The organism is Promicromonospora alba (genome assembly GCF_042654905.1).
Classification (GTDB): domain Bacteria; phylum Actinomycetota; class Actinomycetes; order Actinomycetales; family Cellulomonadaceae; genus Promicromonospora; species Promicromonospora alba.
Window position 1 is genome coordinate 130,835 of the sequence record NZ_JBHSFI010000001.1, and the last position, 14,469, is coordinate 145,303.

The window sequence follows — 14,469 nt, forward strand, 5'->3', positions numbered from 1 at the left end:
GCCCTGACCGGCTCTGAGCACCGCATCGGGCGGGCTGATCGCATACGATTTCCACCGTGAGCCAGCCCGCCCGATCCATCCTGTACCGCAACGGCGTCATCCACTCCTCAGCGGACCCCTTCGCCGAGGCGATCCTCGTCGACGACGGCGTGGTGGCCTGGCTCGGAGCGAACGACACCGCCGCGGGCCTCGCCGCCCGCGCGGACCGGGTGATCGACCTGGACGGCGCGCTGGTGACCCCCGGGTTCGTCGACGCGCACGCCCACGTCCTGGAGACCGGCCTCGCGAGCGACGCCGTGGACCTCACGCCCGCCGGGGGAGTGCACTCCCTCGCTGACGCGCTGGCCGCCCTGCACACCGGCGCCCGGCGGCTGGCCGCCGCCGACCCGTCCGGCGACCAGGTGCTGCTCGCCTTCGGCTGGGACGAGCAGACCTGGCCCGAGCAGCGCACGTTCACCCGGCAGGAGCTCGACGACGCCTGCGGCGGCCGTCCCGTCTACGCGGCACGCGTCGATGTGCACTCCGCTGTCGTCTCCAGCACGATGGCCGCCCGCGCCGGCATCGAACGCGACCCCGCCTGGACCGGCATGGGCATGTCCGGCTCCGGCTGGTCCGACGCCCCCGTCGACACCGGCCTCGTCACCGCCGACCTGCACCACACGGTGCGCGCCGTCGCCCACACGCTGTCCCCCGAACGCCGCACGCGCCTCTACCGCGAGACCCTCGCCGCGTGGGCGGCCCGCGGCATCGTGTCCGTGCACGAGATGAGCGGCGCGCACCTCGACACCCGCGCCGGCCTCGCCGAGCTGTACGCCATGACGACGGGTTCGGTGAGCGCGGAGGCCGTGGCCGACCCGGACGTCCCCGCCCTGCCGCACCTGGCCGCCTACCGCGGCGAGCTCTGCCGCACCCCCGACGACGCCCGCGCGATCCTCGCCGAGCTGCCGTTCCTCACCGGGATCGGCGGGGACCTCAACGTCGACGGCTCCATCGGGTCCCGCACCGCCGCCCTGCGCAGCCCCTACTCCGACCTGCCGCTGGACCCGTCCTCCGCGTCCTTCTCCGGCGCGCTGACCCACGCCGACGGCAGCCCGTGGACCGGGAACCTGTACCTGACCGCCGAGCAGATCGCCCACCACCTGGCCGCCGTCCAGAACGCCCGGGGCCAGGGCGCGGGCGTGCAGGGCGCGTTCCACGTCATCGGGGACCGCGCGATGGACACCATGGTCCTCGGGCTCCAGATCGCCGCCCAGCTGACCGGCGACAGCGCGGTACGCGCCGCGCACCACCGCATCGAGCACGGGCTGTTCGTGGACGCGACGACGCTCGCCGCACTCCTCGCGCAGGGCGTCGGCCTGTCGGTCCAGCCCGCCTTCGACTCGTCCTTCGGCGGCAGCAAGGGCGTCTACGCCACCCGCCTCGGCCCCCTGCGTGCCGGATCGCTCATGCCGTTCGCCGACCTCGCCCAGGCCGGGGTGCCGCTCGCGTTCGGGTCCGACACCCCGGTCACCCCCGTGGACCCCTGGCAGGGCGTCCGGGCGGCGACCAGCCACGAAGACCCCGACCAGCGCATCTCCGCAGGTGCCGCGTTCCGCGCCCACACCCGCGGCGGCTGGCGACTCGCCGGCCTCGACCACACGGGCGCCGGGCAGCTGCGGGTCGGCGCGCCCGCGCACCTCGCCGTCTGGCGGGCCGAACGGCTCGGCGTGCAGGCCGCACCCGGCCGCCTCAGCTCCTGGAGCGAGGAGGCCCGCGCGGGCACGCCCCTGCTGCCCGACCTCGCCCCGGACGCCGTGACGCCGGAATGCCTGCACACGATGCGCGACGGCGTCATCCTCCACGACACGTTCTGAGCGCCCAGAACAAGGGGCGGGGCCGGCGGTAGGCTGCGGGCGTGCGTCTGCCCGAGCCGTCCCGGCTGCTGTCCCTGTTCCTCACGGTGGCCGGCGGCCTCCTCCTCTGGAGCGCGTTCCCCGACGCCGGAGCGTGGCCCGCCGCCTTCGTCGCGGTCGCCGTCCTGTACTGGTCGCTCGGCCGGGACAGCGCCCGGTGGAACGTCCTGATCGGTCTCCTGTTCGGCCTGGCCTTCTTCCTGCCCCACCTGTGGTGGGCGCACGAGTCGACCGAGACCGCGCCCTGGATCGCCATGTCGACGGTCGAGGCCCTGTTCCTCGCGCTGTTCGGCGCGCTGTGGACCTGGGTACGCCGCGCGAGGTTCCTGCGCCGCCGCGGCTGGCGGCTCGCCGCGGCGTTCGCCGTGCTCTACGTCGCGGTGGAGCAGTGGCGCGCCGAGGTTCCGTTCGGCGGGTTCCCCTGGGGCCGCCTCGCCTGGGCGATGGCGGGCACCCCCACCGGACGCGCCGCCTGGCTGGGCGGCACCGTCGCCGTGAGCCTGCTCGTCGCGTTCGCGGGCGTGCTGCTCGCCCTGTCCGTGGCCGGCCTGGTGCGTGGGGCCAGGCTCCGCGCCGCCGGAGCCCTCACGCTCGGGGTCGCGGTCGCCGTCGCGCCGCTCGTACTGCCCCTGGCGACGTCCGCGAGCGCCGGCCCCGTCGAGACGCCGGACGGGGCAGAGGTGTACGACGCGGGGAGCGATCTGGCGGAGGACGGGACGCTGTGGGCCGGTGCGGTCCAGGGGAACGTGGGGGAGCCGGGTCTGGGGGCGTTCGCGAACCGGGCGGAGGTGCTGAACAACCATCTGGAGGGTACGTACACGCTGGCGGAGGACTTCGCGGGTGAGCTGGACGTGGTGCTGTGGCCGGAGAACGGCAGCGATCTGGATCCGCAGACGGCGCCGGACGTGGCGCGGGGGCTGGACGCTGCGGCGACGGCGGTGGGGGCGCCGATCCTGGTGGGGGCGCAGGAGTTCCCTCAGGCGGGTGGGCGGTACAACGTGTCGTTGCTGTGGCAGGCGGGTAGCGGTGTGATCGGGCGGTACGCGAAGCAGCATCCGGCGCCGTTCGGTGAGTACATCCCGATGCGGCCGTTCCTGCGGCTGTTGTCGGATCAGGTGGACCGGGTGACGACGGACATGATCGCGGGCGTGAATCCGCCGGTCGTTGAGGTGCCGAGCCGGCTGGGGCAGGGCGGGTACCGGATGGGCACGATCATCTGTTTCGAGGTGGCGTACGACGAGATCGTGCGGGACGCGGTCCTGGAGGGTGCGCAGGTGCTGGTGATCCCGACGAACAACGCGTCGTTCGGGTTCACGGCGGAGTCGACGCAGCAGCTGGCGATGTCGCGGATGCAGGCGATCACGACGGGCCGGGCGACGGTGCAGATCTCGACGGTGGGGGTTTCGGGGGTGATCACGCCGGACGGCACGGTGGTGCGGCGTACGGGGTTGTTCGCGGCTGACGAGTTCGTGACGCACCTGCCGTTGCGGTCCTCGATCACGCCAGCGGTGGCTGCGGGGTACTGGCCGGGCTGGGTGGTCGGTGGTCTCGCGGTGGCCCTGGTCGTGGCGGGGGTGGTGGGCGGGCTCGGTGCGCGCAGGCGGGACCGCGCTCAGGCAGCGGTGTAGACGCGGGTAGACGCGGGTAGACGCAGAACGACCGTCGGGTCCGGACCATGTGGTCCGGACCCGACGGTCGTTCAACTGCTTTCAGGCACTGCTTTCAAAGGCTGCTCTCAGGCGGAGCGGCGGAGCTTGCCGGCGCGCAGCAGCTCGAGGCGCTCGTCGAGCAGGTCTTCGAGCTCCTTCACCGTGCGGCGCTCCAGAAGCATGTCCCAGTGGGTGCGCTGGGGCTTCGTCGCCTTGGGCTCCGGCTTCTCGGCGTCGCGCAGCAGGGCCTCCTCGCCGCAGCGGCACTCCCAGATCGGGGGTACGTCCGCGTCAGTGGCGAAGGGCAGGATGATGGTGTGGCCATTGGGGCAGTCGTAGTAGGCCTGGAACCGAGGGGCGAAGTCAACGCCCTCGTCGGACTCCATGCTCTTACTACCGATGCTCATACCGCGCAGGGACCGGTCGGGCACGATGTCCTCCAGAGGGTTGTCGGGATTGGTGGCGGAAAAAGGTCCGTAGTGCCAACGCGGGGACCCTCTGTGATGTTCCAGCCGTTCCAGTCGTCTATTTTCCAGCCGTCTGATCAGGCTACGCGTCGGATGTGCGCACGCAAGCGCACTCCGGGCAAACTGGGCGCTGATGTGCCCGATCTCACGTGCGTCCCGGCCGGTGGGAGCAGGCTCGGTGGGAACAATCGACACTAGCAGCAGGTTGAGGCCAACGTGCATGCATCTGCATGGACATCTGGAAGAGCAGCAGCTCAGCAGCACATGACCAGCAGCACACGACCTTGGGAGCGCGGCATCATGCAGTTCGGGATCTTCAGTGTCAGCGACGTGACGACGGACCCGACCACGGGGCACACCCCGGACGACACCGAGCGTGTCCGGGCGATGCTCACCATCGCCAAGCACGCCGACGAGGCGGGCCTGGACGTCTTCGCCACGGGTGAGCACCACAACCCGCCGTTCGTGGCCTCCAGCCCGACGACGATGCTCGGCTACCTGGCCGGCGTCACCAAGAACATCACGCTGTCCACTGCGACGACGCTGATCACGACCAACGACCCGGTGCGCATCGCCGAGGAGTACGCGATGCTCCAGGTCATCTCCGACGGCCGCATGGACCTCATGATGGGCCGCGGCAACACCGGCCCCGTGTACCCGTGGTTCGGGCAGGACATCCGCCAGGGCATCCCGCTCGCCATCGAGAACTACGCGCTGGTGCGGCGTCTGTGGACCGAGGACGTCGTGGACTGGGAGGGCAAGTTCCGCACCCCGCTGCAGGGCTTCACCGCCACGCCGCGCCCGCTGGACGGCGTGCCGCCCTTCGTCTGGCACGGCTCGATCCGCAGCCCCGAGATCGCCGAGCAGGCCGCCTACTACGGTGACGGTTTCCTGCACAACAACATCTTCTGGCCCATGAGCCACACCAAGCAGATGGTCGCGTTCTACCGCCAGCGGTTCGAGCACTACGGCCACGGCCGCGCCGACCAGGCGATCGTGGGCCTCGGCGGGCAGGCGTTCCTGCGCAAGAACAGCCAGGCCGCCTGGGACGAGTTCCGGCCCTACTTCGACAACGCGCCCGTCTACGGCCACGGCCCCTCCATGGAGGACTTCACGCGCGACACCCCGCTGACCGTCGGGTCGCCGCAGCAGGTCATCGACCGGTACGGCTCCTTCATCGACGACGTCGGCTACTACCAGCGCCAGCTGTTCCTCGTCGACCACGCGGGCCTGCCGCTCAAGACGGTCCTCGAGCAGATCGACCTGCTGGCCGCCGACGTCGTGCCCGAGCTGCGGAAGATCGCCGACGCCAAGCGCCCGGCCGACGTGCCGGCGAACCCGCCCACGCACGCCGAGCGCGTCGCCGCGGCGCGCGCGAAGAACGAGGCGGGCGCCACCCACGTCGGTGACGGCGGGGACGAGTACACCGGCACGCTGGCCGAGGAGGCGCTGTCATGACCGACTTCGAGAGCAAGCTCGAGATCGAGTTCGAGACCGCGGGGGCCGAGGACCGGGACCACCGCACGGTCGCCGTCGTGCACGCCGGGCTGGGACAGCCCTCGTCCACGCGCCTGCTGGCGGACCGCCTCGCCGACGCCACGGTGCGCGAGCTCGAGGCCCTCGGCCAGGACGTGACCGTCGAGGTCGTCGAGCTGCGCGACCACGGCCACGCGATCATCGACGCGATGCTCACCGGCTTCCCCACCGGCGACCTCGCCCGCGCCATCGAGACGATCACGCGGGCCGACGCCGTCATCGCCGTCACCCCGCTGTTCACCACCACCTACTCGGGGCTGTTCAAGTCGTTCGTCGACATCCTCGACAAGGAAGCGCTCACGGGCATGCCCGTGCTGCTCGGCGCGACGGGCGGCACACCACGCCACTCGCTCGCGCTCGAGTACTCGCTGCGGCCCCTGTTCACCTACCTGCGGGCCGACGTCGTCACGACGTCGGTCTTCGCGGCCACCGACGACTGGGCGCAGGCCGCGGGCACCGGGCACGACGACGGGGGCAGCTCCCTGCCCCAGCGCATCGAACGGGCCGGCCGGTCCCTCGCCGCCCTCGTGTTCGCCCGCGGGGAGCACGCCAAGCCCGCCGACCCGTTCGCGAGCACCCCGAGCTTCCTGGACATGCTCGGCGGCGAACAGGGCAGCAACTAGGAAGCCACTAGGAAGCCACTCGGTAGCGGCCAGGCAGCGACCCTGGCCGCCGCCAGGTAGAAGCCCTGGTCGGAGAGTCACGCCCGGGGCTTGCATGCCCCGGGCCAGGCGGGGAACATATGGGACAGTGGTCGCCGCTGGTCGTGGCCGGGTCGATGGGTGAGGGAGCTGTCATGGCGGACGGTACGGAGAATCAGGTCTCGGACGGTTCGAGCGCCGACAGCCCGCAGGGACCGCACGCTCCCTACCTGGAGGCCGACACCGGACGCGTCGCCCGGATAGTGGCGGCGCTGCGCAAGGCCCACGCGGAACAGGCTGCTGCCGTCCCGTCTGCCGGCACCACCACGGACATGGACACGGACACCGCCGAGTTGTCCGATGCTCCCGCACCCCGCCGGGAGACCAGCGGTGTGAAGCCCACCAAGCCGGCCGTACCCACCCTGCGCTGGAACCCCGGCGCCCGCTACCGAGCGTCGCGCCTCGCGGACCACCCGGTGGCGGAAGCGCCGCAGGTCGCGCACGTACCGGCACCCCCGGCAGCGGTTCCAGGCCCGCCGGCTCCGGTTCCCGCCCCGCCCGGACCTCCGGCGCCCCCGGCACTCCCGGCCGCAGGTCCGGTCCCGCCGCCCCCGGCCCTCGCCGGGCGCCTCTTCCGCGGGCCCGCCCGGCGGACCGCGGTCTTCGAACGCGAGATCTGGTACCCCGTGACCCGGTCGCACGTCCCGCGTGACGTCAGCGAGGCGCTCGTCGCCGCGGTGGAGCGCTACCGCAAGGGCTCGATCTCGACGTCGGGCCTCGTCCGCGCGATCGGCAGGGCGCACGCCGCCTGACCCGGGTTCAGCCACGGGTCAGGCCCGTCCTTGGCGTGCCCAGCACTTTTCCGTATCGCGGCAATCTCCCTGGCTCCGATAGTCGTTGTTCGCCCCCGTAAGCCCTTGTCCCGTGTTCGTACAGCGGAGGAACATTCGTTGCACGAACGAGCACGCGGCATGGGCCCGTGAACCGAGTGCACCACGCGCCGCGTCCCGTCCCTCCCTGAAGGAGAGGCGCCGAACGAGGCACCTGGCGGCCAGGACGAGGGAGGGCAGCACCGGTGATGCGACGGCAGGCGGGGGCAGCCCTCGGCGTGATCGGCGTGATCAGCACGATGGGGCTCCTCAGCGGCTGCATGAGCGACCAGGCAGCCGCGGGCTTCACCGCACCCGAGGACTACGAGACGATCGAGCAGCTCGTCTCGGACGCCGACGTCGTGGCCTTCGTGCAGGCCGGCGACTCGGCGGTCGACGTCGTCGACAGGGTGCCGTACACCCGCACCGAGCTGAAGCTGCGCAAGGTGCTGCTGGGCGTCGTGGCGAAGAACGCGCACCTCGCCGTCACCCAGGTCGGGTCGACGTCGTCACCGCCCGGAGCCGGGCTGGCCGCCGTCCTGCGGGACGGCCACGAGTACGTGGTCGTGCTGCACCGCACCGGGGCGGGCGAGTTCGAGATCGTCGGCCCCGGCGTCTGGCGCGCCGACACGCTGGGCACGAGCCTGACCCTGCACACGACGATGCTGCCCTGCGTCCCCGCGGCCATCCCGCACGTGACCACGCCGTGGGCCCTCGAGGTGGAGCTGGGCGAGGCCGGGGAGTCCCTCGGCACGAGCGTGATCGGCAGCTACTGAGCCTGACCGACCACTGAGCCCGCCTGCTGAGCCTGCCCACCCCGGCTGGGCCAGACTGGGCGTATGACGCGCAGCCTCGTGCTCACCGCGGACGACGCGGGCACCGACCCCGACGCCGACCGCGAGATCGCCGCCCTGCTGGCCGGCTCGCCCCTGACAGCGACGAGCGTGATCACGGCACACGTCGAGGGTGACCCGCCCGGGGGCGCTGAGAACCCGGGCGCGGCACGGGCCGTGGAAGAGCTCGCCCGTGCGGCTCCCGGTGTCGCACCCGGTGTGCACGTCGTGCTCCCGACGCCCGCGCCGGAGGGCGGCTTCGACGACGTCGCCGACCGGGTCGGCGACCAGATCGACGCCCTGGCCCGGGCGACGTCCGCCGTCGGCTCGCCCCCGCCCGACCGGCTCGACTCCCACCAGGGAACGCTCTACGGGCTGCTGGGCCGCTCCTACCTCGCCGAGGCGATAGAGGTGTGCGCGCGGCGCGGCCTGGCCTTCCGGCTGCCGCGCGGCCTGGAGCTGTACGGGGACGACGACCCCCTGCTGGCCACGTCCGTCGTGCGGGAGCGGCACGCGAGCGCCGTGGCGGCGGCCGACGCCGCGGGGGTGCGCCTGCCGCGGGTCATCGCCACGCACCGGGGCGGCGACGCGGAGGCCCGCGACTACGCGACGTTGCGCGACCACTATCTGCGCCTGCTGGAACGGCTGCCCGAGGGGACCAGTGAGGTCTTCCTGCATCCGGCTCCGGACACGCCGCGCCTGCGGGAGCTGTCTGCGGGGTGGTGGCGCAAGCGGACGTGGGAGCTGCGGCTGCTGGGTGATCCGGTTTTCATCCGGGAGATCGAGCGGCAGGGCATCGACCTGGTCGCGGGGTGGTGAGTAGGCTCGCCGACGTGGACGCCGAGCCTGCGGCACCGAACTCGCCGTCGAGCGCACCTCGGACGGGGACGTCGCCGATGCGCTACGGCATCGGCATGTTCGGCACCTCGCTGCCGATCAACCTCGTCAAGGGCTCGATGCTCTACGTGTACGTGGAGCTGCTCGGCCTGGACGCCGTCGTCTACGCGGCCGTGTACGCGGTCTACGGGGTGCTGGACGCGCTGGACAACCCGCTCTTCGGGTACCTGTCGGACCGGACGCGGTCGCGGTGGGGGCGGCGCCGGCCGTACCTGGTGACCGGCGCGCTGGTGCTGGCGGTCACGACCGTCGCGCTGTTCTCCGTGCCAGGTCCGGTGGCCGACTCCGCGGTGGGGCTCGCGGTGTGGTTCGCGGTGTTTGCGATCACCACCGAGATGGCCGACTCCCTGATCAACGCGAGCTACGGCGCGCTGCTGCCCGAGCTGTTCACGCACGAGCGACGCCGCGCGACGGCGAACGCCGTGCGGCAGGGCGCCCAGCTCATCGCCCTGGTGATCGCGCTGGCGCTGACGCCCGTCCTGGCGCGGAACGTGCTGGGCGCCGAGGGTTCGACGGTCGGGTACGGGCGCCTGGCGGTGATCTTCGCGGTCGTGGCGGCGGCCGTGATCCTGTGGACGGCGTTCGGCGTGCGGGAGGATCCGGCGCTCGACGCGGAGCCGAAGCCTCTGTTCTTCCGGTCGGTCCGGCAGATCCTGTCGACGTCACAGTTCTGGACGGTCGGGATCGTGAATGCCTGCTACGGCTCCGCGATGGCGCTGGTCCTCGGCGGACTGCAGCTGTACGTGCACCACACGCTGCAGGGCTCGGCCCTGGACGCGAGCATCCTGCAGCTGGTCGTCATCGTCGTGGCGATCGGGATGCTGAGCGTGTGGGCCGCCGTCGTGCGGCGCAAGGGCGCCGCGTGGACCTGGCGGCTCGCGCTGCCGGTGGCGGCCGTCGGGTTCGTGCCCATGTACTTCGCGAACGACCTGCTCACGGGAATCCTCGCCGGGCTCGCGGTCGCCGTCGGCTACTCGGGCGTGCTCGCGACGAACGACCTGGTCATCGCTCGGGTGCTCGACGCCGACGCCGCCCGCCACGGCACGCACCGCAGCGGCCTCTTCCTGGCGTCGTTCGGGGTGCTGGGCCGGCTCAACGGCCTGGTGACGGCCGGGGCCCTGGCATCGCTGGCGCTGTGGTTCGGCTACCGCTCCGGTGCCGATCCCGGGCCTGACCCGGGGCAGGCGTTCCGTCTCTACCTGTCCCTGTACCCGTTCACGTTGCTCGTGATCGGCACGACGGTGTCGCGGTTCATCAGGCTGCCGGCCGCTCCGGAGGAGACCGGGTCGCCGGAGGTGGGACCGGAGGAGACGGGTTCGCCGGAGGAGACGGGTTCTCCGGACACGGGTTCTGCGTACGGGCCGGAGCCGGTCACGCGCTGATCGCCAGCAGCGTGCGGTCTGGGGCCTCCAGCCGGTAGGGGCCGGGCTCGGACGGCGCCGGGAAGAGCACGCGGTCGCCGCGCACGCGACGACGTCGGCCGGTCGCGTCCACGAGCACCGTGCCGTTCGCGTCGACGGCCACCAGATCGCCGCCCAGCCGCACCAGTACGGGCTCGCCCGGGCGGGGGAATCGGCTGATGGCGGTCCGTCCGTGCCGGACGGCGTCCAGGATCGCGCCTGGCGTGCGGTCCTCCGCGGCGACCCACGTGGTGGGCGTGCCGGGCGGGAAACCCTGGTCGGGCGTGTGGAAGTCGCTGCCGCCGAGCAGGACGGGCCTGCCGAGTTGCGTAGACTGCCCTGCGCTGCCGAGCGCCCCGACCGCCGCCTGCAGGTACGCCCACGGGCCGGTCGCCGTCAGGTCGAGGAACCACGAGATGTGCCACAGCTCGAGAAATCCGGTCTGCACGGGATGGAGCCACCCGCAGTCGTCCTGCACGGGGTGGTTCACGGACAGCAGGCCGCCGCGCGCCTCGACGTCGGACAGCCACTGCGCCGCCGGACGCCGGAAGTCCACCCAGCCGATGTCACCGAACGCGTTCGCGTGGCCCGCGTGCGTGGTCACCTCCTGACCCGGCAGGAGGCAGACGTCGTACGCGGCGCCCACGCCCGGCAGGTGCGCGTGGTGGGAGACGGTGTTGTGGTCGGTCACCGCGAGGAAGTCGAGACCCCGGCCCGCTGCGGCCGCCGTGAGCTGGGCGATGCTCAGCGTCCCGTCCGAGTGCGTGGTGTGTGCGTGCAGGTCGCCCGCGAACCAGGTCAGACCGTCCGGCGCGGGCAGGTCCCGCCCGAGGCGGGTGCGGCCGGTCCCTGCTCTGGTCCCCACCCTGGACTCAGCCCCGCTGCCCGACGGCGGAGGCGGGGCGGGCGGCTCGCCCTCGACCGCCCCGGCGTCGACCCCCGTGGCGATCGTGACGGTGACGTCGACAGGTTCGGCCGGCAGCACGTGCAGACCGAGGACCACCGCCCACCGGCCCGGAACCAGCTCGCCGGGCTCGTACCCGGGAGTCGCCGCACCCGGCGTGATCACGAAGCGCGACCGGGCGCCGCCCGACCACCCGCGCCAGCGTTCCGGGTCGCGGCAGCCCAGGTCGATCACCGCGGCGTCCCGGTCGTAGGCGAGGGTGACCTCCAGTGCGTCGGCGGCGCGTCCCGCCGGGAGCTCGAACGGCACCTCGAGGTACCGGTTCTCGATCTGGTCGTCGATCGACAGCCGCAGGCGGCGCTCCTCGCTGGTCACGCTCCGAGCCTACGGCTGCCTCCTGCGTCCGGTGGGTGAGGTCGCAGGGCGCCCGTGCACCGTGCCGGAGGCTGCACACGTGCTCGTCGAGCCGTGCACTCCTGGGGTGGTGCGCCCCGCTCGGTCCTGCGGCCCTGATGCGACGTACCAGGTACGTCGAATCAGGGCCGCAGACCGTCGTCAGCCCCCGAAGATCAGCGCCCCAGGATCTCGGCGAGGAACTCGATGGCCGCCGGGAACGCGTCCTTGCGGTTCGCGCGCTGGGCCAGGCCGTGCCCCTCGTCGTCGTACACCCGCAGCTCGTGCCGGATGCCGCGCTCCGCGAGCGCCGCCGCGATCTGCTGTGCCTCGGACAGCGGGACGCGGGGGTCGTTGGCGCCGTGGATCACGAACAGTGGTGCGCGGAGCTGGTCGAGGTAGGTGATGGGGGAGGCGGCGATGAGGAGGTCGCGGTCGTGCTCGAGGCTGCCGTACTCGCGTTCGCGGGCGGCGCGGGGGTACTCGGAGGTGTTCTCGAGGAAGGTGACGAGCGAGGACATGCCGACGATGTCGACGCCGGCGGCCCAGAGGTCGGGTTGCATGGTGGTGCCGGCCAGGACCATGTAGCCGCCGTAGGAGCCGCCCCAGAGTGCGCTGCGTGCGGGGTCGAGGCCGAGCTCGGGCAGCCAGGCCTGGAGGGCGGCGAGGTCGGCGACGGAGTCGAGCCGCTTGCCGACGTCGTCGAGGCTGACCCAGCGTTTGCCGTATCCGGAGGAGCCACGGACGTTGGGGACGAGCACGGTGAAGCCGGCGGCGGCGATCGCCTGGATCATCGGCGAGAAGAGGCGGGCGGCCTCGGCCTCGGGGCCGCCGTGGACGACGACCACCGAGGCGCCGTCGAGGGCGGCACCTGTGCTCGCTGTTCCTGTGCCCGCAGCAGCTCCGGCGGGCGCGGGGCGGTACACGAAGCAGGGCACCTGTTCGCCGTCGGGGGTGGGCACGCGGTGCACGGTAGGCAGCGAGATGGGCAGGCCGGCGGGGATCTCGGCGCGTCCGTCGACGACTGTCGTCGCGACGCCGGTCGCCGCGTCGACGAGGTGGACGGAGCCGGGGTCGCCGGAGGTGGTGAGGTGCACGGCAAAGCGTGAGGAGTCGGGGGCCCAGACGACGGCGGGCACCCCGGCATCGGGCAGGGCGACGTCGCAGCGGTGGGCGCCGTCGGGTTCGTGCACGGCCAGGGTGGTGACGCCGTCCTGGTGGTGGCCCACGACCATCGCCGTGCCGTCGGGGGAGAGGACCACCTCGAGGTCGTGGTCGTCGGCCTCGACGAGGGTCTGCCAGACGGTGTCCTCGGGGCTGCCGGTGTCCTCTGGAGTGTTCGTCTCGGCGGTGTTCGTCTCGGCGGTGTTTGTCTCGGCAGGGCGCACGCGGACGACGGCGGCGAACTCGCGGTCGTGGTCCGACGCCATGACGAGCGCGTCGTCGTCGTTGGTCCAGGCGACCTGTGAGTGGTGAGCGTGCTCGTCCGGGTCCGTGAGCGCGGTGGTGCTGTCTCCGCCGTCGCCCGCGATGGGGATCTGTGTGGAGCGGGGCTGGCTGCTGAGCACCGTGATCGCGACCGAACGACGGTCGTGGGAGGCGACGGCGGCCGCGAGGTAGCCTCCGCCGTCGTACAGGGTGGTCTCGGTTCCGGTCGCCAGGTCGTGGACCACCAGGTCGAAGTCGACGCCGTCGCGCCGGTTCGTCAGGAAGACCACGGAGCCCGCGGAGACGTCGGCGAGGTCGTGCAGGATCGTGGTGGGCTGGTGGGCTGGTGGGCTCGTGGGCTCGTGGGTGGCCCGGAATACGGTTGCACCCGCGCCCGGGCGCAGGCAGGCTGCGGTGACCGCCAAGGGCAGGCGCCCTCGGCGAGGCAATCGTCGAACCAGCTGTCGAACCAGCCGTCGAACCAGCTGTCGAGCAAGGAGCTGCTGTGCGCCACTCCCATGCCCCGATCATCACGGAGATCCCCGTCGCGGATGCCAAGGACGGCCCGTACGGCATAGCGGCCGGACCCGACGGCGCCCTGTGGCTCACCCTCGCGCAGAGCGGTCGCGTCGCGCGCCTCACCACGGACGGCGAGGTCACGGAGTACCCCCTGGACTCGGCCGAGTGCCAGCCCACGGTCATCACTCCCGGTCCCGACGGCGCCCTCTGGTTCACCCGGACCAAGGACCACCGGATAGGCCGCATCTCCTCCGAGGGCGTCGTGCGTTCCTACCCCGTGCCGACGCCGGACAGCGGCCCGTACGGCATCACCGCCGGACCGGATGGCGCACTGTGGTTCACCGAGATGAATACCGACAAGGTCGGCCGCATCGACGTCGAAGGCCGGGTCACGGAGTTCGACCTGCCGGTGACGGGCGGCATGCCCTCGGCGATCACCACCGGACCCGACGGTGCCCTCTGGTTCACCCTCAACCAGGCGAACGCGATAGGCCGGATCACCGTGCAGGGAGACGTCACCGTCCACCCGCTGCCCACACCTGGCGCGGCGCCGGTAGGGATCACCAGCGACGGGGCGGCCCTGTGGTTCGTCGAGATCATGGCGGGACAGATCGGCCGCATCACCACCGACGGCGCGATCCAGGAGTTCCCGCTGCCCGACCGCGCGGCCAAGCCGCACGCCATCGTCGCCGCCGGCACCGGTGACTGCTGGTTCACGGAATGGGGCGCCAACCGGATCGGTCACATCATCGTGCCGGAGGATGCGGCGGACGATGCTGGCGGCCACGACGCGACCGGCCACGGGATGGCCGATCACGACGCGACCAGCTACGACGTAACCATCTATGACCTGCCGACGCCATCGTCCGAGCCGCACGGCATCACCGTCGGACCGGACGGAGCGCTCTGGGCGGCCCTGGAGATTGGCAGCATCGTGCGACTGATCGCGTCCTAGCGCCGACCGGGCCTGGAGCGCCAAGCACAGGACACGCGTCGGGCCCGCATCCGCTCCGGCCCAGAGGAAGCGGCCCAGAGGAAGTC

Annotated in this window: 12 protein-coding genes; 9 read left to right on the forward strand and 3 right to left on the reverse strand. The window is 72.4% G+C overall.

The genetic code is table 11. From position 1 onward, the window contains the following. Window positions 1-56: 56 nt before the first annotated feature. Both ACFO6V_RS00630 and lnt read left to right on the forward strand, forming a co-directional pair. Window positions 57-1,853: an amidohydrolase gene (locus ACFO6V_RS00630; RefSeq protein WP_377131101.1), complete on the forward strand. Its 1,797-nt coding sequence runs from the start codon at window positions 57-59 to the stop codon at window positions 1,851-1,853. A gap of 41 nt (window positions 1,854-1,894) precedes the next feature. Next, window positions 1,895-3,520 (forward strand): apolipoprotein N-acyltransferase, encoded by a 1,626-nt coding sequence (lnt, locus tag ACFO6V_RS00635; protein ID WP_377131103.1) that lies wholly within the window; start codon window positions 1,895-1,897, stop codon window positions 3,518-3,520. A 107-nt stretch (window positions 3,521-3,627) separates the two neighbouring features. On the opposite strand, the gene ACFO6V_RS00640 is transcribed toward lnt, so the two are convergent. Continuing rightward, window positions 3,628-3,972: an RNA polymerase-binding protein RbpA gene (locus ACFO6V_RS00640; RefSeq protein ID WP_026365682.1), complete on the reverse strand. Its 345-nt coding sequence runs from the start codon at window positions 3,970-3,972 to the stop codon at window positions 3,628-3,630. Between the two features lie 336 nt (window positions 3,973-4,308). Between ACFO6V_RS00640 and ACFO6V_RS00645 the strand changes: the two genes are divergently transcribed. From ACFO6V_RS00645 to ACFO6V_RS00670, 6 genes are all read left to right on the forward strand, one after another. Further along, the gene (locus ACFO6V_RS00645; protein ID WP_377132115.1) at window positions 4,309-5,466 is read left to right on the forward strand and encodes an LLM class flavin-dependent oxidoreductase; all 1,158 of its coding nucleotides are present in this window, start codon (window positions 4,309-4,311) and stop codon (window positions 5,464-5,466) included. Then, entirely contained in the window at window positions 5,463-6,167 is a 705-nt protein-coding gene (locus ACFO6V_RS00650) for an FMN reductase (RefSeq protein WP_377131105.1), read from the forward strand. Before ACFO6V_RS00645 ends, ACFO6V_RS00650 begins: the two co-directional genes overlap by 4 nt. 173 nt (window positions 6,168-6,340) lie before the next feature. After that, window positions 6,341-6,997: a hypothetical protein gene (locus ACFO6V_RS00655; protein ID WP_377131107.1), complete on the forward strand. Its 657-nt coding sequence runs from the start codon at window positions 6,341-6,343 to the stop codon at window positions 6,995-6,997. Between the two features lie 263 nt (window positions 6,998-7,260). Then, a complete protein-coding gene (locus tag ACFO6V_RS00660) occupies window positions 7,261-7,830 on the forward strand; it encodes a hypothetical protein (protein WP_377131109.1) in 570 nt (189 codons plus the stop codon). Window positions 7,831-7,893: 63 nt separating this feature from the next. Continuing rightward, entirely contained in the window at window positions 7,894-8,706 is an 813-nt protein-coding gene (locus tag ACFO6V_RS00665; protein ID WP_377131111.1) for a ChbG/HpnK family deacetylase, read from the forward strand. Window positions 8,707-8,720: 14 nt separating this feature from the next. Next, window positions 8,721-10,166: an MFS transporter gene (locus ACFO6V_RS00670; protein ID WP_377131113.1), complete on the forward strand. Its 1,446-nt coding sequence runs from the start codon at window positions 8,721-8,723 to the stop codon at window positions 10,164-10,166. On the opposite strand, the gene ACFO6V_RS00675 is transcribed toward ACFO6V_RS00670, so the two are convergent. Together ACFO6V_RS00675 and ACFO6V_RS00680 are read right to left on the reverse strand one after the other, a co-directional pair. Then, complete coding sequence (locus ACFO6V_RS00675) at window positions 10,156-11,463, reverse strand: CehA/McbA family metallohydrolase (protein ID WP_377131115.1); 1,308 nt, start codon at window positions 11,461-11,463, stop codon at window positions 10,156-10,158. The genes ACFO6V_RS00670 and ACFO6V_RS00675 overlap by 11 nt on opposite strands. A gap of 194 nt (window positions 11,464-11,657) precedes the next feature. Continuing rightward, on the reverse strand, window positions 11,658-13,334 hold the full coding sequence (locus ACFO6V_RS00680) for a S9 family peptidase (RefSeq protein ID WP_377131117.1): 1,677 nt from the start codon (window positions 13,332-13,334) through the stop codon (window positions 11,658-11,660). A gap of 80 nt (window positions 13,335-13,414) precedes the next feature. Here ACFO6V_RS00680 and ACFO6V_RS00685 point away from each other — a divergent pair, with 80 nt between their 5' ends. Continuing rightward, the gene (locus tag ACFO6V_RS00685; RefSeq protein WP_377131119.1) at window positions 13,415-14,383 is read left to right on the forward strand and encodes a Vgb family protein; all 969 of its coding nucleotides are present in this window, start codon (window positions 13,415-13,417) and stop codon (window positions 14,381-14,383) included. Window positions 14,384-14,469 lie beyond the last annotated feature (86 nt).

Coding starts and splice junctions, on each gene's coding strand:
- ACFO6V_RS00645 (WP_377132115.1), top strand. CDS start 4,309: ATGCAGTTCGGGATCTTCAGTGTCAGCGACGTGACGACGGACCCGACC.
- ACFO6V_RS00650 (WP_377131105.1), top strand. CDS start 5,463: ATGACCGACTTCGAGAGCAAGCTCGAGATCGAGTTCGAGACCGCGGGG.
- ACFO6V_RS00655 (WP_377131107.1), top strand. CDS start 6,341: ATGGCGGACGGTACGGAGAATCAGGTCTCGGACGGTTCGAGCGCCGAC.
- ACFO6V_RS00665 (WP_377131111.1), top strand. CDS start 7,894: ATGACGCGCAGCCTCGTGCTCACCGCGGACGACGCGGGCACCGACCCC.